The sequence below is a fragment of the Flavobacterium rakeshii genome (genome assembly GCF_009741375.1).
In the GTDB taxonomy this organism is placed as follows: Bacteria; Bacteroidota; Bacteroidia; order Flavobacteriales; family Flavobacteriaceae; genus Flavobacterium; species Flavobacterium rakeshii.
This window is the reverse complement of record NZ_WOWP01000005.1, coordinates 1-26,151: the sequence shown is the minus strand read 5'-3', so window position 1 is coordinate 26,151 and position 26,151 is coordinate 1. Positions and strand designations below refer to the sequence as shown.

Sequence of the window (26,151 nt, the reverse complement as noted above, 5' to 3'; positions counted from 1 at the left end):
TAGCGCCATTCCCTTTACAGCGTTTTTAATATAATTGATAGATTCATATCATGACGAGATTAAAAGATAAAAATACCGTTAAAAGATTTAACCAGATATCGATAGGTCTTGCTTCTCCGGAGTCCATCCTTGCAGAGTCAAGAGGTGAGGTTCTAAAGCCGGAAACCATTAACTATCGTACTCACAAACCGGAAAGAGACGGACTTTTCTGTGAGCGTATTTTCGGTCCTGTAAAAGACTTTGAATGTGCTTGTGGTAAGTACAAAAGAATCCGTTATAAAGGGATTGTTTGTGACCGTTGTGGTGTAGAGGTTACGGAGAAAAAAGTACGTCGTGACAGAGTAGGACACATCAACCTTGTTGTGCCTATTGCTCACATTTGGTACTTCCGTTCATTACCAAACAAAATTGGTTATCTTCTTGGCCTTCCGTCTAAGAAATTAGACATGATCATATACTATGAAAGGTATGTGGTTATCCAGCCGGGTATTGCTAAGGGTCCTGATGGGGAATCCCTTAAAGAATTAGACTTTTTAACTGAAGAAGAGTACCTGAACATTGCAGATACCCTTCCGATGGAAAACCAATATTTAGATGACACAGACCCTAACAAGTTTATCGCTAAGATGGGGGCTGAGTGTATTATGGACTTATTGGCGAGAATTGATCTTGACCAGTTGTCATACAACCTTCGTCACAGTGCTAATACCGAGACATCTAAACAAAGAAAAACTGAAGCACTTAAAAGACTACAGGTTGTAGAATCTTTCCGTGAGGCGAACCTTAACAGGGAAAACCGCCCAGAGTGGATGATTCTTAAAGTTATTCCTGTTATCCCGCCAGAGCTTCGTCCGTTAGTGCCTCTTGATGGTGGACGTTTTGCTACGTCTGACCTTAATGACCTTTACAGAAGGGTTATTATACGTAACAACCGTCTTAAGAGACTTATGGAAATCAAAGCGCCGGAGGTTATTCTTCGTAACGAAAAACGTATGCTTCAGGAATCTGTTGACTCGTTATTCGATAATACAAGAAAAGCTTCTGCTGTTAAAACTGAATCAAACAGACCGCTTAAATCACTTTCTGATTCATTAAAAGGTAAGCAGGGACGTTTCCGTCAAAACCTTCTTGGTAAACGTGTTGACTATTCTGCACGTTCGGTTATCGTTGTTGGACCTGAAATGAAACTTTTTGAGTGTGGTTTACCAAAAGATATGGCTGCTGAGCTTTACAAACCATTCGTTATCCGTAAGCTTATCGAAAGAGGTATTGTAAAAACAGTTAAGTCGGCTAAGAAGATTATAGATAAGAAAGAGCCAGTAGTATGGGATATCCTTGAAAATGTAATTAAAGGTCACCCGGTACTACTTAACCGTGCTCCTACTCTTCACCGTTTAGGTATACAGGCATTCCAGCCTAAACTTATTGAAGGTAAAGCGATCCAGCTACACCCATTAGTATGTACGGCATTTAACGCCGACTTTGATGGTGACCAGATGGCGGTTCACTTACCTCTAGGGCCAGAGGCTATACTTGAGGCACAGCTTTTAATGCTTGCTTCACACAACATTCTTAACCCTGCTAACGGTGCACCTATTACTGTACCATCTCAGGACATGGTTCTTGGTCTTTACTATATGACCAAAGAGCGTTTGTCTACAGAGACACACAAAATTTTAGGTGAAGGTCTTACTTTCTATTCTGCAGAAGAAGTAAATATTGCTTTAAATGAGGGTAGAGTAGAGCTTAATGCATCTGTTAGGGTTAGAACTAAAGACTTTAATGATAAAGGAGAACTTGTTTATCAGGTTATCAAAACTACAGCAGGTAGGGTATTATTTAATGAAGTAGTACCAGAGCAGGCTGGATATATCAATGAGGTATTGACTAAAAAATCGTTAAGGGATATTATCGGTAAGATTTTAAATGCTACTGATGTACCTACAACGGCTGCCTTCCTTGATAATATTAAAGACATGGGTTACCGTTTCGCATTTAGAGGTGGTCTTTCTTTCAGCTTAGGTGATATTATTATCCCTGCAAGAAAGCAAGAACTTATTAGCGATGCAAACGAGCAGGTTGATGGAATTACCATGAACTATAACATGGGTCTTATCACTAACAATGAGCGTTACAACCAGGTAATTGACGTTTGGACTTCTACCAACGCGCTTCTTACTGAGCTTGCAATGAAGAACATTAGAGAGGATCAGCAAGGATTCAACTCGGTGTACATGATGCTTGACTCTGGGGCGAGGGGTTCTAAGGAACAGATTCGTCAGCTTACAGGTATGCGTGGTCTTATGGCTAAGCCTAAGAAATCTACTGCCGGTGGTGGTGAGATTATTGAAAACCCTATCTTATCTAACTTTAAAGAAGGTCTATCAATCCTTGAGTACTTTATCTCTACTCACGGTGCTCGTAAAGGTCTTGCGGATACGGCTCTTAAAACGGCCGATGCGGGTTACCTTACAAGGAGGCTACATGACGTTTCTCAAGACGTTATTGTAAACTCTGTTGACTGTGGTACATTAAGAGGTATTGAAGTAACAGCACTTAAGAAAAACGAAGAGATTGTAGAATCTCTTGGTGAAAGAATATTAGGTCGTGTAGCACTACAGGATGTTGTTAATCCGCTTACTTCTGAGGTTCTTGTTCACGCAGGTGAGCAAATCACAGAGGCTGAAGTTAGAGCTATTAATGCTTCTCCGGTAGAGAGCGTTGAAGTACGTTCTCCACTAACATGTGAGGCTAAAAAAGGTATTTGTGCTAAATGTTACGGTCGTAACCTAGCAACAGCCAAAATGACACAAAAAGGTGAGGCAGTAGGTGTTATTGCAGCACAGTCAATTGGTGAGCCTGGTACACAGCTTACACTACGTACGTTCCACGTGGGTGGTACAGCAGGTAACATTTCTGAGGAGTCTAGTATCATCACTAAATTCCGCGGTAAGCTTGATATCGAAGATCTTAAAACAGTTAAAGGTGAAGACAACGAAGGTAACGAAGTGGATATCGTGGTATCACGTTCTACTGAGTTAAAACTTGTTGACGAAACTACAGGAATTGTATTAAATACACATAACATACCTTACGGTTCCAGCATCTATGTGAAAAACGGAGACGTTGTAGCAGAAGGAACTGTAATATGTAAATGGGACCCTTATAACGGTGTAATTATTTCTGAATTTACCGGTAAAATTGCTTACGAAGATATCGAACAGGGACAAACGTTTATTGTTGAAATCGATGAGCAAACAGGATTCCAGGAAAAAGTAATCTCTGAGGCAAGGAATAAGAAATTAATCCCAACCTTATTAATTTACGGTAATGACGGAGAGTTAATCCGTTCTTACAACTTACCGGTAGGTTCTCACCTTATGGTAGATAACGGAGAGAAAATCAAGGCAGGTAAAGTACTTGTTAAGATTCCTAGACGTTCTTCTAAGGCGGGTGATATTACGGGTGGTTTACCAAGGATTACAGAGCTTCTTGAAGCACGTAACCCTTCTAACCCGGCTGTGGTTTCTGAAATCGACGGTGTTGTGTCATTCGGTAAAATTAAGAGAGGTAACCGTGAGATTATAGTTGAGTCTAAGTTTGGTGAAATCAAGAAATATCTTGTGAAGCTTTCTAACCAGATTCTTGTTCAGGAGAATGACTACGTGAAAGCGGGTCTGCCACTTTCAGACGGTGCTATTACTCCGGATGATATCCTTAGAATACAGGGACCATCTGCAGTACAGCAGTATCTTGTAAACGAGATTCAGGAAGTTTACCGACTACAGGGTGTAAAAATCAACGATAAGCACTTTGAGGTTGTTATCCGCCAGATGATGCGTAAAGTTAAGATTGAAGATCCGGGAGATACATTATTCCTTGAAGATCAGTTAGCTCACACTAGCGACTTTATCGAGGAGAATGATAAGCTGTACGGAATGAAAGTTGTAGAAGATGCAGGTGATTCTGATACTCTTAAACCAGGTCAGATTATTACTCCGCGTCAGTTAAGGGATGAGAACTCAATCCTTAAGCGTGGTGATAAAAACCTTGTTGTGGCAAGAGACGTTGTTCCGGCAACGGCTACTCCAATACTACAGGGTATTACAAGAGCATCGCTACAAACTAAATCGTTCATCTCGGCAGCATCGTTCCAGGAAACAACTAAAGTACTTAACGAAGCAGCTGTAGCTGGTAAAGTAGACGGACTTGAAGGACTTAAAGAGAACGTTATTGTAGGACACAGAATACCTGCTGGTACAGGTATGAGGGATTACGACAACATTATCGTAGGTTCTAAAGAAGAGTATAATGAATTATTAACTCCTAAAGAGGAATTTAATTACTAATACAAAATGAGTGATCAAAAACAGCAACCGGGTCAAATTAACATTGAACTGGATGAAAAAACAGCCGAAGGCATCTATTCTAACCTGGCAATTATAAACCACTCGGCTTCCGAGTTTGTAGTGGATTTTGTAAGCATAATGCCGGCAGTGCCAAAAGCTAAAGTTAAATCACGTATTGTATTAACACCTCAGCATGCCAAAAGGCTGCTAAAGGTACTTGGTGAGAATATTCATCGTTTTGAAGCCGCTCATGGTGAGATTAAGGAATCAGAACAACCACCAATTCCATTAAATTTCGGGCCTGCAGGTCAGGCTTAATATAAAATAAAAGCCCACTCATTTGAGTGGGCTTTTTTATTTTTTTAAATATTTCAGTGATTAAAACCAATGTAATGATAGTTCTGGTTCTTTTTCTATTTTGTAGAATGTTTCTGTATTCTTGGAGGTAATGCTTAAGTAGTCAATTTCACCATTTTCAATTTCTTCGATTAACTTCTTCTCAAATATAGAAAAGTTTTTTTTAGCTATTAGTCTCTTTGAGTTTCCTAGTAGTTGGTTCAAAGTGTAATGCTTTTCTAGCATTTCCTTTTTAATTTTATTATTTAGGAGCCTTATAAATTCATCGTAGTTGTCAATGACGGTGTCAACTTTTCCTTGTATTAATTTGTCATTTATGAATAAATTTAAAAGTAAGTGGTTGACTATTTCTAATAGTATGTATAATTGTTCTTTTTTAGGGATTTCCATTTCATGTAAGGCATCATTTCCTAAAAATCTTATAGAATGAAGTCTTTTTGATTCACTTAATGTCAAATGACTTTTACTATGAAGGGAATCAATTCTCTCCTCTAAATTACCTTTCTTAATTTTAAGGTGATTACATATAGCTTCAATAATTGCTCTTAATCCACCCGCGGTAAGTATATAAGAATTACTTTTTAATGCATCAATTGTTTCCTCATATATTAATTTTATTTTTTTAGGTAAATAGCCTATTCTTTCTATTTCATTTCCTTTTTCAATATATTCAGGATAAATATATTCATTAAAATAATATTGATGTTTGCCCTCGTCATCATAATATGACATGTCTGTATCTCCATATATTCTTAAGAAGGATATTGTTTCGCATCCAAGACATTCAATGACGAAATAGTCTTCAATCCACATAAAATAGTCAATATCATCTTCTCCACGTGTTTTTTTTGAAAACATTTCTTTGTGATTTCGTAATCCTTTACAGTTTCTACAAAAATATTTTTTATCCATAATTTAAGAATTTTAAGATATTGTGTTGCTTTATAGTGCTTTATTGTATTTTTTGGATAAACAAGTTTACAAAATAAATGGCTTTTAGCATGCCATAAATTTCCTTAACTTTGAGGTTCATCAATTAATCCCTATTTACTTTCTAATGTCGAGTATAATCCAACTTCTTCCTGACCACGTTGCCAACCAGATAGCTGCCGGAGAGGTAGTACAAAGACCGGCTTCGGTGGTGAAAGAATTAATGGAAAATTCGGTTGATGCGGGCTCTACAGAGATAAAACTTGTAGTTAAAGATGCCGGTAAAACCCTTATTCAGGTTATAGATAACGGTAAAGGTATGAGCGTTACCGATGCCAGGCTGTGTTTTGAGCGCCATGCAACCTCAAAAATACGCCATGCAGAAGATTTGTTTGCCCTGGGTACAAAAGGTTTTAGGGGAGAGGCGTTGGCTTCTATAGCGGCTATTGCCCACGTGGAAATGAAAACCAAACAGGATCAGGACGAGCTGGGTACACATATCGTTATAGAGGGAAGTAAATTTGTAAGTCAGGATGTGGCGGTATTGCCAAAGGGGACTTCTTTTTCGGTTAAGAATCTTTTCTTTAATATTCCGGCAAGGAGAAACTTCCTAAAGTCAGATACGGTTGAGTTTCGCCATGTGGTAGATGAGTTTGAACGTGTTGCCATGGCACATGCCAATATTCACTTTGTTTTAATACATAACGGAAGCGAAATGTTTAACCTTCCGGCTTCAAACACACGCCAGCGTATTGTAAATATTTTTGGCGGACGTACCAATGAAAAGCTTGTCCCTGTAAACGAAACTACCGAGATTGTTAGTATTAACGGATTTGTGTGCAAACCCGAATTTGCCAAGAAAAACAGGGGAGAACAGTTCTTTTTTGTAAACGACAGGTTTATAAAAAGTGCCTACCTGCACCATGCGGTAATGGCTGCTTACGAAGGTTTGCTTAAAGACGGTACACAACCGGGGTATTACCTGTACCTTGATGTTCCGCCTAATACTATTGATATTAACATTCACCCAACAAAAACTGAGATAAAGTTTGACGATGAGCATGCGCTTTATGCCATACTCCGTTCGGCTATAAAACATAGTTTAGGGCAGTTTAACGTAGCACCTGTACTGGATTTTGACAGGGATGCCACGCTGGATACTCCTTACGATTATGAAAAGAAAGATGTAGGTATGCCTACTATTCAGGTAGATTCTACCTTTAACCCGTTTGCCGATGATAGTGATGATAAACCAACACAATCCTTTTCAGGAGGTGGTTCGCGCTCCTCTTCGTCATCGTCTTTTTCCTCCTCATCGTCCTATTCTTCACCTTCCTTCAAAAAGGATAAGATGCCATCGTGGGAGAGCCTGTATAACGGACTGAATACATCGACTGACGAAATTGCCGAAATAAGCTTTGAATCGGAAGAAGTGACAGGTTCGCTGTTTAATGATGAGGAAGTAGAGCAAACGGCTCATAAAACATACCAAATACATAAAAAATATATCGTAAGTCCTATTAAGTCGGGCATGGTGATAATAGACCAGAAAAGGGCACATCAGCGCGTGCTGTATGAGCAATTCCTAGCTAATATTACAGTTCAGCATGGTTCAAGTCAGCAGTTGTTGTTCCCGCTAACGCTTCACTTTAATAAAAGTGAACTTGGCATAATAAAGGAAATGAAGGAATCGTTACAAAATACTGGCTTTGTTTTTGATGAATTTAGCGACGACCATATAGTGGTTTCCGGACTTCCGGTAAATGTTGCCGAAAGTGAGGTTTCCATACTGCTTGAAGAGCTGCTTAATGATTTAGAACAGGAAGTGCCCGATACCAGTTTTAGCCAAAGCGACAGCATTGCAAAGTCAATGTCACGAAGCCTGGCAGTTAAAACCGGAGTAATATTGACCGAGAGGGAGCAGGAAACTATGGTAAATGCGCTTTTTGCCTGCAAGGAGCCCGGAGTTTCACCTTTTAATAAACCTACTTTTATTACACTAAGCGTAGAAGATTTAGATAAACGATTTGCCCTATGATGTTTAGAATGACCGAAGTTGTAAAACAACTTATAATTATAAATATAATTTTCTTTGTAGGTAAAATAATAATTGGCCAAAGTATAATTTATGAGTATTTAGCCTTTCATTATTTTGGTAATCCTTCTTTTAAGCCATGGCAAATAGTTAGCTATATGTTTATTCATGCTGATATACGCCATATATTTTTTAATATGCTGCTTCTGTTTTTCTTTGGTCCGTCGCTTGAGGATCAATGGGGAGGGAGTAAATTCCTGTTTTTCTATCTGTCCTGTGGTGTAGGCGCTATATTAGCAACTCAGGGAATATCATATTTTGCTTTTCATGATAGTTTAAATATTTTGGCAACCGAGGGTTATAATAAAGCAGATGTTTTGGCTGTGTTGAATGAAGGTAAATCCATGGTTAAATGGGAGGAGATTCTTACTCTAAGAGAGTTTAATAACCTTATGAGTTATAGGGTGATTGGTATAGGTGCTTCCGGAGCCATATATGGGGTTCTGGCTGCATTTGCATTTCTTTTCCCAAACAGAGAGGTTTATTTAATGTTTGTTCTTCCTGTAAAAATTAAATATCTTATTGCTTTTTATATAATAGGAGATTTAATATCAGGTTTTAAAGGACAAATGATTATAGGAGCTGCAGGTGGAGTAGGGTATTTTGGACACGTAGGAGGAGCACTTATAGGTTTCCTTATGATGCTGTATTGGAAAAATCATCAGTTTAAAAATAATAGATGGAATTAATATGGGAATTTTAGACGACTTAAAAATGGAGTACCGTATGGGAGGTATTACACAAAGACTTATATTTTGGAATATAGGTTTGTTTGCCATACCAATGATTCTGTTTGGGGTACTTCCTTTATTTGGTGCTAACCTGTCTTTTTTAAACTGGAATAGTTTAGGGGTTGACTGGCTTAGTTTATCTTCTAACCCGGCCGATTTACTATGGAAACCCTGGTCGTTAATAGCTTATATGTTTTTACATGCAGGCGTACTTCATTTGCTTTTTAATATGCTTATGTTGTATTTCTCTGCCAGGTTTTTCCTGACCTTCTTTACACAAAAACAGTTTTTTGGTCTCTATATATTAGGAGGTGTGTTTGCAGGCTTAATATTTATTTTAAGCTTTAATGTGCTTCCGGGCTTAGTGTTGTCTCAGGCAAAAATGGTAGGGGCATCGGCAGCTATTATGACTATTTTAATAGCATCGGCTGTATATGCGCCTTATTATCCTGTTAGGTTACCGCTTATAGGTACACTTAAATTGTGGCATATTGCGTTATTCTATGTAGTGCTTGATCTTATCCAGGCTTCCGGTGGCAATTCTGGCGGGCATATAGCACACCTTTCCGGAGCTTTGTTTGGATACATTTATATAAGGTTATTACAACGAGGAACCGATCTTAGCAGTATAATAACAGTGATAATCGATTTTTTTGCTAACTTGTTTAAACCTAAAAAGTCTACCCCGTTTAAAAAAGTACACAGAAATAAAAATACTGCTACGACTAATAACAGGAGTACAGCAAGTTCAACTTTCGCAAAGCAGTCTAAAGATATTACACAGCAAAAAATAGATGATATACTGGACAAGATTAGTAAGTCAGGCTATGACAGCCTGACTAAAGAAGAGAAAGAATTCTTGTTTAAAGTAGGCAAATAACAACCAATAAATAACCGGGTTTCCCCATGAAAAACCTTTCCTGGTTTAATAAGCTAATGTACTTTATCAACATGGTTTTAACCGTGCTGACGTTCCTTGCTTATGTCTTACCTTTTTTGGCGCCTAAGTTATTTCCGTTACTTTCTGTTTTTACTTTAATATTGCCTTTGCTGCTGGTGCTTAATTTCATCTTTTTTATGTACTGGTTGCTGCAAACCAAAAGACAAATGCTGCTTTCGGGTTTGGTACTGTTACTCGGGATTACTTTTGTTAGTAAACTGTACAGATTCTCATCTGACAAAGAAGAAGTAACTCCCGATGATTTTGTAGTGATGAGCTATAATGTAAGGATGTTCAATTTGTACAAATGGATAGACGATACTCTTGTGCCTCAAAAAATAGATAATTTCGTTAAGGAAAGAAAACCTGATGTAGTTTGTTTACAGGAGTATAATAAAAAGGGGAACGACTTATTTAAGCAGTTTGAATATCGTTATATATATAAGGAAAAAGGGAAGAGCCAACATGCCTTTTTTTCAAAGTTTCCTATTTTAAATACGGGGAGTCTTACTTTTCCTAATACGGGTAACAGTGTTATATATGCCGATGTAACAAAAGGTAAAGATACATTAAGGTTTTACAGTATGCATTTGCAATCGGTTAAAATAAGCCCGGATATTCATGAGAAAATTGATGAGGAGAAATCAAAAATAATATTCAGGCGTTTAAGTGAGGCTTTTAAAGAGCAACAATTACAGGCCGAAATAGTACAGCAGCATAAAAAAGACTGTCACTACCCAATGATTATTTGCGGAGACCTTAACAACAGTGCTTTTTCTTATGTTTACCGAAGCATAAGGGGAGATTTAAAAGATTCGTTTGAAGAGGCAGGTAGCGGTTTTGGGAAGTCGTATAACTACAAATACTACCCTGCAAGGATAGATTATATATTTGCTGATAACAGATTGCATGTAAAAGAATTTAAAACATATGACATGTTTGTAAATTCTGATCATTACCCTATAATATCAAGACTGGCTTTTGTGAAAAAGGATAAGGAGTAATTATTTTTACAGCTCCTGATTTTTTAAGTACTCCATAGCATAACGACCTTCATTAAATAAAAGATCAAGTATACTTAGGTTGTTTATAAAGCCGTGTTTTTCTTCAAAAACCTGTGTGTAAGGTTCAAACTGAGAAGGATCTTTTTTTCCGTTTGCAAGATGTCGTAAGTCCTGTATACCTTCAACTTCATGAAAATATTCTGCAGTTTTTTCATAAGAGAAATCCATTCCAAGACAATCTGTAACGATTTCCATTATCTGGAAATTAAGGTCCATCATGAAGGTATGTTTTTTCTCGAATACAGGCCTTATGTCGTCTTCAAAATACTCGAAGAAGGGTGAGGTTCGGTAAGCAGCTTCAAGTGATTTAAAATGCTGTTTTTGCCAGTTAAAAGCAGGCTCTATTTTAACGTCTTTAAACTTTTGATGTTTATTGTCGGTATTATGTTTTACCGGTATGTTTAAAAGCTGTATACCATTAGGGCTGTATATATACATCCTGTTCCTGTTTGTTTGCTTCTGGAAATTATCTTCTGCTTCAAAAACAATTTTATCTGTTTTTGTCATAGCAACAAAGTGACTGATAGAAGGGAAGTAGGTAGGGTGTATTAAAATGCTCATTATGAAAGTCTGTTTGTGAATACGCTTATTTGTTTATTTGGTAGTTGCGTAATGCATTTAATTTGTTTGTAATACTTTCTATTAATAGTCTAAGTTCTTGGTATACATTATTGTTGATAAAGCCTAATTCAAATGATATTATTATCTGATTTAGAACTTCAACTGCCGATCCAAATGCCATTGTGGTAAAATGTGCTTTGTCTTTGTTTGTATTTCTTGCAGATCCTTCGGCAATATTTGAACATACAGAAACCGAGGCTCTCCTTAATTGTGAAACCAAACTGAATTTCTCAGAATCCGGAAAACTATTAGTTACGCTATAAAGTTTTTTGTAAACTCTTTAGCCTCTATCCATACCTCCAATTTTTCAAAAGAATATGTATACATCAACTATCAAATAAACCAATAAACAAAAATCAAATTAACTATTTGCTTTTTTCTTTTTCTTTCTGAAGTAATCAAATACAAACCATCCGGCAAGTAGTATAAGGAAGTACTTAAAGTAAGAAACCGGTTTGCCTTCACCGCTTACAGTAGTAAACATTCTTTCCCAGCGTACTTTTTTGCTAAAGTTTTTCCAGGGTACATTTTGATCAAGGCTCATCCAAATGAATACAGGTTTACCAACAATATGGTCTTCCGGTACAAATCCCCAGTAACGGCTGTCTAATGAGTTGTGACGATTGTCACCCATCATCCAGTAATAGTTTTGTTTAAAGGTGTATGATGTGGCTATTTCTCCGTTTATCCTGATTTCATCACCCATCACCTGAAGTTTATTACCTTCATACTCCTTAATAATCATTTCGTAAAAAGGAAGTGTCTCTTTTGTAAGTGTAACTGTTTTTCCTGCTTCAGGTATATAAACAGGTCCCATATTATCACCGCTCCATGAAGGTTTGGTGTGAGGGAATGTTTTAGTGCCTTCGGCTGGGTTGATGTATTTTACTATAGAATCAATACCTGTAATACTTTTGATTTTTTCAGCACCTTCTAAAGTAAGGTTTGCAAAAACTGTACTTTTTGAATTAACCTGTCCGAATTCGGTTGAACCGTTTTCATGAAGTATTTGGTATACCTGTTGTGTAGAAAGTGTTCCGGGCTTAATGTATATAGTATGGAAATACTGAAGCTTAGCCCTGTCTGATAACTGAAGTTCTTTTCCGTCAATATAAACAGTGCCGTTTTTAATAGACAGTGTATCTCCCGGTGTACCTACACATCGCTTAACATAGTTCGATTTTTTATCGATAGGTTTTCTTAAGCCAATTGATTTTGTGTCTCCAAAATATCTAACGGTATCAGTAGGCCAGTTAAATACTACAATGTCATTTTTTTCAACCTCTTCAAAACCAGGGAACCTGAATGAAGGGAGTTGAGGCCAGTTTGTATATGATTTACCTATTACAGGTAAAGTATCGTGTACCATTGGTGCAGCAACAGCAGTCATTGGTGTACGGGCACCATAATGAAATTTACTTACAAAAAGGAAGTCACCAATAAGTAATGTTTTTTCAAGGGAAGCTGTAGGTATGGTAAACGGCTGCATTACATAGGTATGTACTATAGTAGCGACTACAACAGCAAATAATAATGAGCCTAAAGTGCTTTCTTTTTTCTTTTCGGCATCATATTCTTCCTGAGTGATATATTTTACATCTTCAACATAGTTTATGTAGTATATGTAAAACCCTAAGGTTACGATTCCTAAAATGGTATCTAAAGATGATTTTTTACCAAAGCTCTTTAATGTAAGTACCCATACTACAGGGAACATAATAAGGTTAACAATGGGGATGAATAACAAGATAGCCCAGTAAACCGGTTTTCTTATTATTTTCATCAGTATAACTGCATTGTATACAGGGACTGCTGCTTCCCATGTTTTTCTACCTGCTTTTTTGTAAAGTTTCCAGGTTCCAAGGTAATGTACTACCTGTACTGCCAGGAAAAAAATAAACCACTGTAGTAAAGTCATCTTTAAATTGTTTTTTTATATATGTATGTCTTTTGGTAAAAATGTTACTTTAAATCCAAAACATCTTTCATGGTAAAGATACCCTGTTTACCAATTATCCATTCGGAAGCGACTACCGATCCCAGTGCAAAACCTTCACGGCTGTGTGCTGTATGCTTAATTTCGATTGAATCAATCTCTGAATCATAGAATACCGAATGCGTACCCGGAACGTTTTCTATACGCTTGGCATCAATAAGTATTTCATCCTGTTTAGCATCACTAAGTGCCCAGCTGGAGTAGTTACTGTTTTCTATAACTCCTTTTGCTAAACTGATAGCAGTACCACTTGGAGCATCCAGTTTTTGAGTATGGTGAATCTCTTCCATAGATACCTTGTACTGCTCCAGTTTGCTCATCATTTTAGCAAGATATTCGTTTAGCTGGAAGAAAATATTAACTCCAAGGCTAAAGTTAGAGCCATAAATAAAAGCTCCCTTTTTTTCTTCACACAGTTTAACTATGTTGTGGTATTCTTCAAGCCAGCCTGTTGTTCCCGATATTACAGGTACATTTTTATTAAGGCATTGTGATATGTTTTCAACGGCTGCATCAGGAATACTGAATTCTATTGCTACATCGGCATTTTCAAGTCCGTCAAAAGAATTGTCTCTTGTTTTTCGTAATACAATTTCATGGCCTCTTTCCAAAGCAATCCTTTCGATTACTTTTCCCATTTTTCCGTAGCCTAAAAGTGCAATTTTCATATATTAAAATTGGTAACTAAGGGTTAATCCCATGTTGTGTTTGTAATCAATTTGGTTTTGTTGCAGTTGAGGTCTTAGCGATAAGTTATCGCTAACGTTAAACTGCATAAGGTGGGCGTTAACATTGGCTTCAACAATGTTTAAAACATAAAATCCCAATGCTAGTAGCATTGAGAGGTCTCTGTTTTTTTGATGAAACTTTTGGGCTCTAATAAGTCTGTCTTCGCCAATGTCGGCAAGTTCTCCTGTTACGGTGCCGCCTGCTAAGAGTGTTTTGTAGGCATCCCTGTACTCGTGGTATTTTTTGTTGTTCCAGGAATAGTAATACAGGGAAGTACCTATTGCAGCATATACAATAGGTATTTTCCAGTATTTTTTATTGTAAGCCTGTCCAAGTCCCGGTAGTACAGCCGAATAAAATGCTGCTTTAGACGGTGCTAAGGGATCCTGATGGACATGTTTGTTTAAAGTAACATCGGTATTCATTGTAAGCTGCAGGGAGTCGTTCTCTTTTTCCTGCGCAAATGAAGCCGAAGTAATTAAAAAGATAAATATGAACAGTATGTTTTTCACTAACTTTTGATAAGTTTAATAATCCTTTTGAAATCTTCTTCTGAGTGAAAAGGAATGGTGATTTTACCTTTACCTTTTGCATCAACCTTTACATCAACTTTTGCGCCAAAGAATTCAGTGATTGTATTTTTCTGCTCGTCTTCTACTGCAAAAGAGTTTGCTTTTACGGTAGTTTTTTCATTTTCAGGCTTCAGGCTTTCCTGATAAGCTTTAACCAGTGCTTCTGTTTCCCTAACCGATAGGTTTCCACTAACTATTTTCTGGTAAATATTTGCCTGAGCGTCCTGATCTTCAATATTAATTATGGCACGGCCGTGTCCCATAGAGATAAAGCCGTCACGAATACCAGTTTGGATTATAGGGTCCAGTTTTAATAAACGCAGGTAGTTAGCAATTGTAGAACGCTTTTTACCCACACGGTCACTCATTTGTTCCTGAGTAAGCTGGATTTCATCTATAAGCCTTTGGTAAGAAAGGGCAATCTCAATAGGGTCAAGGTCATGACGCTGAATATTCTCTACAAGAGCCATAACAAGCGATTCATTATCGTCTGCAAGGCGAATGTAAGCAGGTATAGTGTTTAAGCCTGCCAGTTTAGAAGCACGTAAACGACGCTCTCCCGATATAAGCTGGTATTTGTTGTATTCCAGTTTTCTAACGGTAATAGGCTGTATGACACCCAGTTCCTTAATGGAGGTGCTTAGTTCCTGTAGTGTTTCTTCGTTAAAGTTTGTTCTTGGTTGGAACGGATTAATTTCTATAGCATCAATTTCAAGCTCTATTATGTTACCAACAACCTTATCAGCATTTTTATCCTCAACCGATTTGATGTCGTTTTCCGGATCTTTTAATAATGCAGATAATCCTCTTCCAAGTGCTTGTTTTTTAATTGCTTTTGTCATGAACCTACTGTTGTACTAGTGTGTTTTTCTTTATTATTTCTTCTGCAAGGTGAATGTAATTAATAGCACCTTTGCTTGTTGCGTCATAGTTAATGATGCTTTCGCCAAAACTTGGCGCTTCACTAAGTTTCACGTTACGTTGTATAACGGTATTGAAAACCATATCGTTGAAGTGTTTCTGTACCTCTTCAACCACCTGATTAGACAGTCTTAAGCGTGAATCATACATGGTAAGTAACAGTCCTTCAATGTCCAGTGAAGGGTTATGTATCTTCTGTACGCTCTTAATGGTATTAAGTAGTTTGCCTAAACCTTCAAGTGCGAAGTATTCACATTGTATCGGAATAACCACAGAGTCTGCAGCCGTTAAGGCATTAAGTGTTAAAAGTCCTAAAGAAGGGGCGCAGTCTATCAGTATATAATCATACTTATCCTTAACGCTTTCCAGCGCAGTTTTAAGCATGTATTCTCTGTTTTCTTTATCCACAAGCTCAATTTCAATAGCCACAAGGTCTATGTGTGCCGGGATAACCGAAACATTAGGAGCGTTACAGTCAATAGTAGCTTCATCCGGAGTATTGGTATGTTCCAGTATCTGGTAGGTGCCTCTCTCAACAGTTTCTACATCAATGCCAAGCCCAGAGCTGGCATTTGCCTGAGGGTCAGCATCTATTAGTAATACTTTTTTTTCCAATACACCCAGCGCTGCGGCTAAGTTTACTGAAGTTGTCGTTTTTCCTACGCCACCTTTTTGGTTAGCAATAGCAATGATCTTACCCATGAATGTTTAATAATTTTAGAACCGTAAAAATACAATTATTTATGGTTTTTGAAAGTGGAATTTGTTAACATTAATTTTTGTTTTGCTATTGCCCCGTGTTTCCTGTAATAACGCAGAAAAGCCGATAAATTTAATTATCGGCTTTTCCGGAAAGGTTAATTGGTTGTTTTGGTTATTTAATGATAAGTTTTTTAGTATCAGTATAGTTACCTGCCTGTACCTTTACAAGGTATAAACCTGAGTTAAGTGCAGAAAGATTTATTTGTTGTGGCTGCCCGTTTGTAATAACTGTATTGTAAACCATGCTTCCTGTAATTGAATATACAGTTATGTTTGCATGGTTTGCATCAGTGTTTTGAGTGCTGAAGTTTAGCGTTACATTCTTGTCTGATGACGGGTTAGGGTATAAGCTAAAGTTTGTGTTTAGCATATCAAAATCACCTGTTCCTAATGAAGATGATACATTTTTGTATTTAAAGCTTAGGTTTCCTGTTGATGTCCCTTCAAATGTAAGGAAGTACATTCTGTATACGGTTCCGTCTTCATATTTAACATAGTATGTTTTTTCAGGAATGGTATACGACATGGTAGACTGATCAAATGCTTTCCAATCGTCACCAATAGTATTAATGTCTTCGGTATAATCTTCATCTGCAGGTAATGTAATATCTTCTGAAGTTTCTCCTGCTTCATCTTTAACTGCTACAGTGATTCCTGTGTTGCTGTTGTGTAGAGCTCCGGTTACAGAATACATAACAGTGTCTGTACCTCCCATACTAACTTCTCCGAAGTATTTGTTGAATACAAAATCCCAGTCAGTATCAGCAGGTGCTACTGTTACGGTGTTATTAGTTTCCATTGAATAGTAAATGAATTCTGTTCCTTCATTTTCAGAGAAGTCAATTACAGTAGTTTCATCTTCAGACCATTCTGTGCCGTTCCATGTTGCATATTTAAATGTAAATGTACCTGCCATTGGATCAAGATCCTGAAGAATTATTTTTTTGTAATTAGTAGCCGAAGTTTTAAGTACAAAAATTCTTGTACCTGTAACGTGGTGTGTTGTCATGTCATACACACCCCAACCATAACCAAATGATGGAGTGTTTTCACTACCGTTATCAAAAGCACCTGTGCTCCATTCTGTTTCTGAATTGTAAAGCTGTGTCCAGTTGCTTTCGTTAGCAACATCTATGCTTTCCCAAGCAGTAATATCTGCAGATGCTTCAAAACAGGTAACCTTCCCGTCATTTACTCTTACAGCACCAAGACTCATACCACCTGCTTTTTGAAAGGCAATATCCCAGCTTGATGTTACTGCAGGGGTTTGTGTATTTGTTTCTAACTTAAAATATACCTGATTAGCATAAGCCGGCTGCATAGAAACATTTACGGTTGTATATCCGTTTTCGTCTACTTCTTGGGCTATTGCTGAAAACCCAAGTACAATAGAAGCTAATGAAAGTAAAGCTTTTTTCATTGTTTTTTTATTTAGATTGATTTAAAATAATGATGCAAATATATTGTTTTTATTTAAACCTATTCTAAATAGAATAAAAAAAATAAGCCCGAATTTAATTTTCGGGCTTTTGTGTTTTTATGTGTTACTATAACTATTTGCTTTTCTTGGCTTTAATCATTGCTTCAAGCATATCCCACATTTCTTCGGGGATTGCTTCAAGCAGGTTAAATTGTCCTGCACCTTTTAACCATTCGCCACCATCTATGGTAATTACTTCGCCGTTTACGTAGGCTGAGTAATCTGAAACCAGATAGGCAGCAAGGTTTGCCAGTTCCTGATGGTCTCCCACGCGTTTAAGCGGAACTTTTTTAGCTAAATCGAATTTTTCTTTTAAATCGCCCGGTAATAATCTGTCCCAAGCACCTTTTGTAGGGAATGGTCCTGGTGCAATGGCATTACTTCTAATGCCATATTTGGCCCATTCTACAGCCAGGCTTCTGGTCATGGCAAGTACACCTGCTTTTGCTGTGGCACTTGGTACTACGTAAGCAGATCCTGTCCATGCATAGGTGGTTACTATATTAAGTATTGCTGTGTTTTCCTGTTTAGTGTCTATCCAGTGTTTACCAAAGGCTAACGTACAGTTTTTAGAGCCCTTAAGTACTATATCTATAATGGTATCAAATGCATTTGCCGATAGTCTTTCGGTAGGAGAGATAAAGTTGCCGGCGGCGTTGTTAAGCAGTACGTCTACTTTACCATAGTCTTTTAAAACAGCCTGAAGCATATTTTCTACCTCTTCATAATGGCGAACGTCACATTGCACTGCCAGGCAAGTTCCTCCTGTTTCCTGCTCCAGTTCTTTAGCTGTGTTTTGTAGTTTTTCTAAATCTCTTGATGTGATAGCAACTTTTGCTCCCAGTTCCATAAAGTATTTAGTCATGGATTTACCAAGGCCACTACCGCCACCTGTAACAACAATCACTTTACCCTCAAGCGCGTTATCACGAAGCATTTTATTAGTATAGTTCATAATTTAATTCTGAATTAGTTTTTTACCAAGTTACAAATTATTTGGCTTGAATAAATTTTTTATGCATGCATATTAAAAATTAAAGGAAATAAAATCAATAGCTTATTTTTTAAGTGTTTATTTAGTGTTATTTTTTATTTATTTTTTCCGGAAAAGCCTTTGTGGTTATTTCCTGAGAATATTTGTTTTTAATATTTTGAAGAAATGTACAGTGTATAAGTTGTTTTTTTGAGATAATCAACTTAATGATAAACTTCATGGTTTTGAAAAAAATGAGGTTTTGTTTTTGATGATTTAGGTTAAATTGAGTTTAAAACCTGCGAATATTGTATATGAAGTAAGATTACTTTAGTATATTATAGTTAAAAATTTACTAAAAACTAAATTGTCTAATTTTCTTTTTATGTTTTTTTTTGAATTTTTGAGTACTTTTATCAAACAAAGTTATATCCCCACCGTATAACGAAAAATAGTATGAATATATTGATAGCCGATGACCACAGTGTTGTAAGGCAGGGTGTAGCATTGATTTTGAGGGAAGCGTTCAAGACCATTGAAATATATCACGCAGACAGTTTTCAGGAAGTTGTAGTGAAATTGAGGAAGCAATCTGTTAACTTACTTCTTCTTGATATTAATTTGCCGGGAGGCAATAGTGTTGGGATGATTAGTAGGGTTAAGGATTTGCAGCCTGCTACAAAAATTTTGATGTTCTCTGCTTTTGATGAAGAACAATATGCTTTAAGATACCTGCATGCAGGAGTTGATGGCTATTTGAATAAGCTTAGCTCTGAAGAAAAAATAGTAGAAGCCGTAACCGAGATATTACAGGGCGGGAGGTACTTTAGTAATAGAGTAAAGGAACGCATATTTGAAAATGTAATTAATAAAATACCCGATAATCCATTAGATAGTCTTTCTAACAGAGAACTTGAAATTGCAGATTTGCTGGCACGGGGAGAGGGTAATCTTGAAATTGCCAACAGATTAGATATTAAAATGTCTACAGTAAGTACCTATAAAAGCCGAATATTTGATAAGCTGGGTATTAATAATGTTGTATCGCTGGTAGAGAAGTTTAAAATGTACCGGGAGCAGAGCTAAACAATAAAGTTTATTATAATGTTTGTTCCGCCACTTTGAGTGCGGGCAATATTTATTTTTCCTTCTAAAATATGAACAAGCTCTGCAACCATTGGTAATCCCATTCCTTTAGTTGAGGTTTCTTCCTGCATTAAGTTACCCTGAAGTATTTTGTTGTAGTATTCAAGCTCTTTGTTGGTCATTCCCTTTCCGCTGTCTTCAATAGACAAGGTTAACCCATTTTTTTCTGTAGTACAACTTATTATAACCAGTCCTTCTGTTGTGTTTTTTGTAGCATTATCTATAAGGTTATGCAGTATGATAGATAACAAATGTCGGTTTATAGTAGTTGTAAAGTATTGGGGTATATTGTTTTGAATATGTGTTTTTTGGGCAAGCGCTATGTTTTTGAAAAAGTCTTTTTTCTCCTCAGCCAGTTGATATAAAGAGTAAGGTGTAGACTCATCGTTGTTAATGTTTGTTTCTTTTGCGTACTCTAAAAAGTTATCTACAAAATGATACAGCTGGAATGATGAGGTGTATATAGACTGCAGGTTCTCTTTCAAGCTGTCCTGATTAGTATCTATATTATTATACAGGTACCTGCCTGTTATGGAAAGAAACTTAAGCGGACTCTTGATATCGTGAGTTATGGACTTAATAAGCTTTTTATGATTATCAATTTGTTTACTCAGGTCATCTTTTGTTTTTCTTAGTGTTAGTATAGTTTCCTGCAGTTGTGAAGTTTGCAGTATAACTTTGCTTTCCAGTACAGTGTTTTTGTAGCGTATGTATTTTATACGTAGTTTAATGAAAAGCAGTACTAGCAGGATGCCAACAATTAGGATGAATAACTGAAACCAGGTTGTTTGCCAAAATGCAGGATTTATGGAGAATGCTACATTTTTATAGGTCCATTTTGAACCGAATCCGGTTAGTTTTCTTGTTTTTAGAATGTATTCTCCTGGTGGTAGGGTTGAGAATGATATTGTTTTTTCGGTTAGTACAGTCCATTGCTGATTAACCGGACCTTCCAGCATAAACTCAATATTTTCATTATAGGGTTCACCAAAATAAGGGCTGTTTACTATAAAGTTTAATCGGCCAAAATTGCGCTCCAACTCAATTGTTTCACAGGTGTGTAGTGTTTTATCATCTACTACAATTTCATCAATATATAGAGGGTTTTTTGGTACAATAGGGGATATATCATCCGGATTAAAAAAAACAATACCTTCCATTGAAGGGAAATATATTGTTTGGTTTTTAAGGTATACACCACAAGGCTGGCATCCGCCATTAAACTCATTATTAGGGAAGCCTGAGTTTTTATTGTAACTGTGGTAATATATACCGGCAGATTCCTTTGCGGCATAGTTTAACAAGTCCTGCTTCTTAATCTGGAATATACCTTTGTTTGTGGTAATCCAAAAAAAGCCGTTATTGTCTTCCATTATACAATGACTGGTTAACAGGTATTGGTTTTTATCGGGAGGGAACTGAGTGGTTTTATTATGCTTATAAAGGAAGAAGCCTTTACCATAACTAGAGGCCCATACTTCTCCGGTAGGTTCTACGTATAGTGATCGTACATTGCAACTGGGGAAGTCGGGTATTTTATAACATTTTTTACTTTTTATATCATATTTGCTTAGTCCTTTCCATGTTCCTGTCCAAATCGTAGTGTTGTTAGGTACATTGATAGAGGCAGCAGCCTCTTTTACTCTCAGGAAAACAGTAGGGCGGCAATGCCTGTCTTTAGGGTCAATATAGTAAAGGTATCCACCCTTTATGTTAGGTTTATTTAATGTTCCAAACCATATTTTTCCGTCGGGGGCCTTCGTCATTGCTGTAATGCTTACATCAAGAGTCCATTTGTCAAAAGATTTATAATCAGAGTCTTTTTTAAAACGATACAGTATCTTGCTGTGTTTAGTCCAAACATCCCCATGATTATCAACTACCATCATGTATTTGTCTGAGTAGCCAGCCATATCGGTAATTTCTTTATAACCTTTTGAGGTAAATATTTCCCCGGTACTGCTTAAAATTTTGTTTTGCCCAATATCCGAAAGGGCATAGTATACACCATCTGTACCTATAGTATGAGGAAGCGAGGGTATGATATGATTAAAACCTACTTTTCTTACTACGAGCAATCCTTTATTAGCACTTCCCAGATATAGTTTTTTAGAGAACTCGTCATATAAAAAGGATATAATGTTGTTATGAGGTATATCGAAGTCTTCTGAAACCAAAACGGTTTTTATTGAGTTATTATGAGGTTTTAAATAGTAGAGCTTTTTTTGGGTATAAATAAACGATTGCCTGGCAGCATTGTTGGTGAAGATGAAATAAGGAGATGAAAATTTTCTGTCGTATTCTACAGATTTGGTTTTAAGGTTTGAATCAAAAACAATGGCTTTACTGTCTTTAGTGTTCAGGTAAAGTGATGAGTTAATTATATAAAACTGAGAGTTAGCCGGATATTTGTAGGCAATTTCTACAGCCGTATTTGTTTGCTTGTTGTACCGTTTTATACTGTCGTTTCCTATTATGTATAAATTTTGGTTAGCCTGAATGTCTATATATTCACAGTCTTCTGTAAATGATAATGATGATACAGGGTTGTGATTGCTTTCAATTATTTCTTTAACCGATTTATAAGGCTCAGATATTCTTTTGTTGAGGTTTTTAATTTTTCTGTTATTAATCAGTAAAAACTGATGGCTTTCATTTAATAAATTAATGCTGTCTTTTTCAGGTATACCGCTAAAAAGTCGCATTCTGTTTGATATGAGCCCGTGAATATTTTCAGAGTTGTAAATGTCAAATGTTTGTCCGTCATATCGTGCAATACCATTCTCTGTAGATAACCATATATAGCCGTATTTATCTTTTACTATTGAGTTAACCGTATTTTGAGGCAGGTTGTTACTATCGGCTGAATACCAAGTATGCAGGAACTTTTCCTGCGCACTAATAGTATTACAGCCAACGCATAGCAGCAATAAGATAAAAGATTGAAAATAATTCATTTCGGGGGCTATGAATTTAACTTATAAATCAACCAAATTTATTGTATGTTTTTGATCAATTCCTAATTTGTAGAAATAATTCTACAGAACTAAAAAAATAATTTTATGCAATGATATAAATTTAATACATAGATTTGCATCGCCCCATTAAATAAAAATACAACTAAAAATTAATTTACTAATGCTATGTTTTTAAAATCCCCCCTAAAAGTTTTAAAGGCATTTAATTTCAATAATGCTCATCAATCTGATACTAAACTTTACAAGACAGAAGTAGATTAGTTTTAGTCTGAATTTATTCATGATTATTTCCGGGTTTAATCGCTTGGTATATTGTCGTGTATTTATTTCAGAAAAATTTTAATTATGTAACTGATTTTTTTAACTGAATTGTATAAGATAAGCATAGTAATCCTTTAACTGCATACGTGCAAAAATGATTATTTGTTATGATTGAATTAGTATTAATTGGACTGCTTGTTCTTACAGCAGCTACACTTTATATTGCGTCGCAAATAAAGTCGGTTTTATTATTCGACAGGATATGTAATGCTTTTTTGGTATTTGCATCACTGCAGGCATTATTTGCCTTAGTTAGTATATATGCAGGTGGTAATTATACCTTCATGGCAGTGCCTTTCTTTTTGACATATGGCCCGTTTAAATATTATGCTGTAAACTCACGTATTAATAATCAGTTTTCTAGAAAAGCGGTTTATGTTCATTTTATCCCGTCTTTTATTTTTTGTTTTGCTTATCTCATTGTAAATGAATTTAGCTCCTTAAATGATTATTTGCCGACATATAATAATATAATGTTTCTTTCGGTTTTTGTATCGATGACATCTTATTCTGTTTGGGCACTTTTATATGATAAAGATAAAAATGAACACGACAATGATCCTTTAGCTCGTAAGCTTTTAAATTTTTCGTCAGTTCTTGTTATACTTGTGAGTACTGTCTCTTCAGTTTATCTCATTAAAGAATTTTTAAATACCGATAAAGTTAACCCTATAATTTTCAGTTCAATTCTTTATTTACTTGCCTTGTTTATGGTAGCTATAGCCTTTAGATATAAAGTATATAGTTTTATTGCTTATATACGATCGGCAAATGATGACTTTAGTAAAGGAACAGATGAGGAAGAGGGTAATAGATTAGTTGAAAGTTTAAGTTCACATCCTCAAAGTATATCTAACAATATAATTGATGTAAATACAGAAAGTAAGGATGTTATTTCGTTAAAAAATTCACCTCAAAAATATGCTAAATCTGCACTTAACGAAAGTATGTTTGAAGTGTATGAAGAAAAATTGAATTACTTTTTTGACGATGAAAAAGTATATCTTGATAACGATATCTCTCTTGAGGTGCTAGCAGAGAAAATGAAACTTTCTAAGCACCATCTTACGCAATTATTTAATGTTTACATAGGTGAAAATTTTAATCAATACATTAATAAATATCGTATAAGTTATTCGTGTGGGTTGCTTCAGCATAATGAAAGTGAAATGACAATAGAAGAAGTTGCTTTTGAGAGTGGATTTAATTCTAAAGTTTCCTTTAACAGACATTTTAAAAATATCATGGGTTGTACCCCGTCAGACTATACTAAGAAGGAGGGCGTGGCATAATGTTTTTTTAGAGTATTGAAAAATTAGTAATCTCTTTTAATCTCAATTACAATAAAAATAATTTACACACGTGTTTATAGTTTAAGACCACCAAATACCAATTCCATATACTATCTTTAAAAGCCGGACCTAAAAAGTTCGGCTTTTTTATTCGTGTTATTTTAAATATCCTAAAAATAATATATCGCAACTTCTCACCAAGTGGTGCTAGTGGTGCAACTCTTATTGGGTGTTTATTATTTTGTTTTAATTGACTTCTTTGATTTAAGTGTATTCTCGATTATTTTTTGTTTCTATAAGATTTAGAAGTGGCTTGTTTGGAGTAAAAAATAACGTAAAATAATAATTGTTTTGTAAATATTATAATTGTTTGTGTATTAAACTTTAATTAAAGCTTGAATTCTATATTTTGTCTATGTTCAAATAATTGGGAAAGCTATTTTTCCAATTATTTTTTACGCCATATGCGATTTAAAATTAGACATTTGCATCAGAAAATTAAGTTTTTATTAACAGAGAACGATAACTGCCCCCAAAAAGTAACCGTTCCTGATTTTTTCCCCTGAGGAGTAAAAAATCTGTAAAATAATTTAAGTATTGGTTAATGCTTTTTACAGTTTTTTGAAACAAAAAAGAACATGCTGCAAGAGGTGATGTGGGTTTGTTAGGACAACCCCGTCCGGGTGATTAAAAATTGGAATTTACATAAGGCAGTATTTAAGACTTTGTTATATGTTATGATATAATGAGATGTTAAATATGTCTAATATAAATCTATAAACAGAGATGTAAATTACAAAATTGCCCCCACAAATACCGTAAAATATTTAAAAGTTTTCCCCAAAGACTTTTAGACATCAAAACCCAAAAAGAAATTTAATTACTAATGACGATGAAAAACTTATTGTCTGCCCTGGTCTTGTTACTGGGAGCGGCAGCTGCAAACGCGCAGGTAGGTGTAGGTACCTCCAGCCCTAATGCCTCTGCACAACTCGAAATTGTATCTGAAGATAAAGGTATTTTAATACCACAGGTTTCCCTAACAGATACGACAGACACTGCAACCATTACAAATGGTAACGTTTCAAGCCTTTTAGTTTACAATACTTCAAAAATAGCAGATGTAATCCCTGGCTATTATTATTGGTATGATAATAAATGGAACAGGATTTTAACTGATGTTGATGTCCTTAACGAAACCATCACCACGCTTATTGATAATGGTAACGGTACTTATACTTACACCAGTGAAGACGGAGTAGTAACGGTTATCGATATACCAAGTAATCAAACGTTAACTACTTTAGTGTACGATCAAATAACTAATACACTTACGTATACGGATGAGAATAATAATCCGGTTGTTATTGATTTGCCTACATTGGTACAAAATGCCGAGACATTAACTTCTTTAGTTAAAAATGCTGACGGATCTATTACTTATACAGATGAAAACGGTAACCAAACCAATATTAATCTTGCAGGTATAATTCAGGATAATCAGGCAGTAACAAGTATTGTTGCAAATGTAAATGCTGGTACAATAACTTTTACAAATGAACTTGGGCAAACTACCGTAATTAACATATCAGATTTTGTAACGCAATATGAAACAGTAACCACATTAGTTGATAATGGTGACGGAACTGTTACTTATACTAATGAGGAAGGTACAGCTGTAACTGTAACACTTCCTGCCGGATTAAACGGAGTTGACGGTACTGATGGACAAAGTGCTTACGAGTTATGGTTAGCTGAAGGAAATACAGGAACCATCACTGACTTTTTAACGTCGTTAATTGGAGCAAACGGAGCCGATGGTGCAGCAGGAACAAATGGTACTGATGGACAAAGTGCTTACGAGCTATGGTTAGCCGAAGGAAATACAGGAACC

At 36.0% G+C, this 26,151-nt stretch carries 19 protein-coding genes and 1 pseudogene; 9 read left to right on the top strand and 11 right to left on the bottom strand.

The features are described from left to right. The first annotated feature begins 50 nt into the window (after positions 1 to 50). Together rpoC and GN157_RS01320 are read left to right on the top strand one after the other, a co-directional pair. Positions 51 to 4,349, top strand: a complete 4,299-nt coding sequence (rpoC, locus tag GN157_RS01325) for a DNA-directed RNA polymerase subunit beta' (RefSeq protein WP_157481338.1) — start codon at positions 51 to 53, stop codon at positions 4,347 to 4,349. 6 nt (positions 4,350 to 4,355) lie between these two features. Continuing rightward, positions 4,356 to 4,667 (top strand): DUF3467 domain-containing protein, encoded by a 312-nt coding sequence (locus tag GN157_RS01320; RefSeq protein WP_035135501.1) that lies wholly within the window; start codon positions 4,356 to 4,358, stop codon positions 4,665 to 4,667. Positions 4,668 to 4,727: 60 nt separating this feature from the next. Here the strand turns inward: GN157_RS01320 and GN157_RS01315 are convergent, their stop codons facing one another. Continuing rightward, on the bottom strand, positions 4,728 to 5,618 hold the full coding sequence (locus tag GN157_RS01315) for a DUF4145 domain-containing protein (protein ID WP_157481337.1): 891 nt from the start codon (positions 5,616 to 5,618) through the stop codon (positions 4,728 to 4,730). Between the two features lie 145 nt (positions 5,619 to 5,763). Between GN157_RS01315 and mutL the strand changes: the two genes are divergently transcribed. Genes mutL through GN157_RS01295 form a run of 4 tightly spaced genes read left to right on the top strand, consistent with a single transcriptional unit; the run spans position 5,764 to position 10,406 of the window. Beyond that, the gene (gene mutL, locus GN157_RS01310) at positions 5,764 to 7,674 is read left to right on the top strand and encodes a DNA mismatch repair endonuclease MutL (protein WP_157481336.1); all 1,911 of its coding nucleotides are present in this window, start codon (positions 5,764 to 5,766) and stop codon (positions 7,672 to 7,674) included. Then, complete coding sequence (locus GN157_RS01305) at positions 7,671 to 8,420, top strand: rhomboid family intramembrane serine protease (protein WP_231749021.1); 750 nt, start codon at positions 7,671 to 7,673, stop codon at positions 8,418 to 8,420. Before mutL ends, GN157_RS01305 begins: the two co-directional genes overlap by 4 nt. Position 8,421: 1 nt before the next feature. Then, positions 8,422 to 9,342, top strand: a complete 921-nt coding sequence (locus tag GN157_RS01300) for a rhomboid family intramembrane serine protease (protein WP_157481335.1) — start codon at positions 8,422 to 8,424, stop codon at positions 9,340 to 9,342. Between the two features lie 26 nt (positions 9,343 to 9,368). Beyond that, entirely contained in the window at positions 9,369 to 10,406 is a 1,038-nt protein-coding gene (locus tag GN157_RS01295) for an endonuclease/exonuclease/phosphatase family protein (RefSeq protein WP_157481334.1), read from the top strand. A gap of 6 nt (positions 10,407 to 10,412) precedes the next feature. Here GN157_RS01295 and GN157_RS01290 read toward each other — a convergent pair whose 3' ends face one another. From GN157_RS01290 to GN157_RS01250, 9 genes are all read right to left on the bottom strand, one after another. Further along, the gene (locus GN157_RS01290) at positions 10,413 to 11,027 is read right to left on the bottom strand and encodes a WbqC family protein (RefSeq protein ID WP_157481333.1); all 615 of its coding nucleotides are present in this window, start codon (positions 11,025 to 11,027) and stop codon (positions 10,413 to 10,415) included. Between the two features lie 25 nt (positions 11,028 to 11,052). Beyond that, on the bottom strand, positions 11,053 to 11,307 hold the full coding sequence (locus GN157_RS01285; protein ID WP_317163493.1) for a four helix bundle protein: 255 nt from the start codon (positions 11,305 to 11,307) through the stop codon (positions 11,053 to 11,055). Positions 11,308 to 11,448: 141 nt separating this feature from the next. Continuing rightward, a complete protein-coding gene (gene lepB / locus GN157_RS01280) occupies positions 11,449 to 13,005 on the bottom strand; it encodes a signal peptidase I (protein WP_157481332.1) in 1,557 nt (518 codons plus the stop codon). A gap of 44 nt (positions 13,006 to 13,049) precedes the next feature. After that, positions 13,050 to 13,751 (bottom strand): 4-hydroxy-tetrahydrodipicolinate reductase, encoded by a 702-nt coding sequence (gene dapB / locus GN157_RS01275; protein WP_157481331.1) that lies wholly within the window; start codon positions 13,749 to 13,751, stop codon positions 13,050 to 13,052. Between the two features lie 3 nt (positions 13,752 to 13,754). Further along, positions 13,755 to 14,324 carry a DUF5683 domain-containing protein gene (locus tag GN157_RS01270; RefSeq protein ID WP_317163492.1) on the bottom strand — a complete coding sequence of 190 codons (570 nt, stop codon included), beginning with the start codon at positions 14,322 to 14,324 and terminating at the stop codon, positions 13,755 to 13,757. Then, positions 14,324 to 15,226, bottom strand: a complete 903-nt coding sequence (locus GN157_RS01265; protein ID WP_157481330.1) for a ParB/RepB/Spo0J family partition protein — start codon at positions 15,224 to 15,226, stop codon at positions 14,324 to 14,326. Before GN157_RS01265 ends, GN157_RS01270 begins: the two co-directional genes overlap by 1 nt. Positions 15,227 to 15,230: 4 nt before the next feature. Further along, positions 15,231 to 16,007: a ParA family protein gene (locus GN157_RS01260; RefSeq protein ID WP_035135521.1), complete on the bottom strand. Its 777-nt coding sequence runs from the start codon at positions 16,005 to 16,007 to the stop codon at positions 15,231 to 15,233. 172 nt (positions 16,008 to 16,179) lie between these two features. Beyond that, complete coding sequence (locus tag GN157_RS01255) at positions 16,180 to 17,487, bottom strand: T9SS type A sorting domain-containing protein (protein ID WP_157481329.1); 1,308 nt, start codon at positions 17,485 to 17,487, stop codon at positions 16,180 to 16,182. A 133-nt stretch (positions 17,488 to 17,620) separates the two neighbouring features. After that, complete coding sequence (locus tag GN157_RS01250) at positions 17,621 to 18,502, bottom strand: SDR family oxidoreductase (RefSeq protein WP_157481328.1); 882 nt, start codon at positions 18,500 to 18,502, stop codon at positions 17,621 to 17,623. Between the two features lie 474 nt (positions 18,503 to 18,976). Here GN157_RS01250 and GN157_RS01245 point away from each other — a divergent pair, with 474 nt between their 5' ends. Further along, entirely contained in the window at positions 18,977 to 19,606 is a 630-nt protein-coding gene (locus GN157_RS01245) for a response regulator (protein ID WP_157481327.1), read from the top strand. Here GN157_RS01245 and GN157_RS01240 read toward each other — a convergent pair. After that, positions 19,603 to 22,623: a ligand-binding sensor domain-containing protein gene (locus tag GN157_RS01240; protein WP_157481326.1), complete on the bottom strand. Its 3,021-nt coding sequence runs from the start codon at positions 22,621 to 22,623 to the stop codon at positions 19,603 to 19,605. The genes GN157_RS01245 and GN157_RS01240 overlap by 4 nt on opposite strands. Before the next feature lie 449 nt (positions 22,624 to 23,072). Here GN157_RS01240 and GN157_RS01235 point away from each other — a divergent pair, with 449 nt between their 5' ends. Then, the gene (locus GN157_RS01235; protein ID WP_157481325.1) at positions 23,073 to 24,257 is read left to right on the top strand and encodes a helix-turn-helix domain-containing protein; all 1,185 of its coding nucleotides are present in this window, start codon (positions 23,073 to 23,075) and stop codon (positions 24,255 to 24,257) included. Between the two features lie 892 nt (positions 24,258 to 25,149). Beyond that, positions 25,150 to 26,151, top strand: a pseudogene (locus tag GN157_RS01230) (hypothetical protein); the annotation flags it as partial.

Coding starts and splice junctions, on each gene's coding strand:
- GN157_RS01235 (WP_157481325.1), top strand. CDS start 23,073: ATGATTGAATTAGTATTAATTGGACTGCTTGTTCTTACAGCAGCTACA.
- mutL (WP_157481336.1), top strand. CDS start 5,764: ATGTCGAGTATAATCCAACTTCTTCCTGACCACGTTGCCAACCAGATA.
- GN157_RS01250 (WP_157481328.1), bottom strand. CDS start 18,502: ATGAACTATACTAATAAAATGCTTCGTGATAACGCGCTTGAGGGTAAA.
- GN157_RS01260 (WP_035135521.1), bottom strand. CDS start 16,007: ATGGGTAAGATCATTGCTATTGCTAACCAAAAAGGTGGCGTAGGAAAA.
- lepB (WP_157481332.1), bottom strand. CDS start 13,005: ATGACTTTACTACAGTGGTTTATTTTTTTCCTGGCAGTACAGGTAGTA.
- GN157_RS01320 (WP_035135501.1), top strand. CDS start 4,356: ATGAGTGATCAAAAACAGCAACCGGGTCAAATTAACATTGAACTGGAT.
- GN157_RS01240 (WP_157481326.1), bottom strand. CDS start 22,623: ATGAATTATTTTCAATCTTTTATCTTATTGCTGCTATGCGTTGGCTGT.
- GN157_RS01315 (WP_157481337.1), bottom strand. CDS start 5,618: ATGGATAAAAAATATTTTTGTAGAAACTGTAAAGGATTACGAAATCAC.
- GN157_RS01300 (WP_157481335.1), top strand. CDS start 8,422: ATGGGAATTTTAGACGACTTAAAAATGGAGTACCGTATGGGAGGTATT.
- GN157_RS01305 (WP_231749021.1), top strand. CDS start 7,671: ATGATGTTTAGAATGACCGAAGTTGTAAAACAACTTATAATTATAAAT.
- GN157_RS01290 (WP_157481333.1), bottom strand. CDS start 11,027: ATGAGCATTTTAATACACCCTACCTACTTCCCTTCTATCAGTCACTTT.
- GN157_RS01245 (WP_157481327.1), top strand. CDS start 18,977: ATGAATATATTGATAGCCGATGACCACAGTGTTGTAAGGCAGGGTGTA.
- GN157_RS01255 (WP_157481329.1), bottom strand. CDS start 17,487: ATGAAAAAAGCTTTACTTTCATTAGCTTCTATTGTACTTGGGTTTTCA.
- dapB (WP_157481331.1), bottom strand. CDS start 13,751: ATGAAAATTGCACTTTTAGGCTACGGAAAAATGGGAAAAGTAATCGAA.
- GN157_RS01265 (WP_157481330.1), bottom strand. CDS start 15,226: ATGACAAAAGCAATTAAAAAACAAGCACTTGGAAGAGGATTATCTGCA.
- GN157_RS01295 (WP_157481334.1), top strand. CDS start 9,369: ATGAAAAACCTTTCCTGGTTTAATAAGCTAATGTACTTTATCAACATG.
- rpoC (WP_157481338.1), top strand. CDS start 51: ATGACGAGATTAAAAGATAAAAATACCGTTAAAAGATTTAACCAGATA.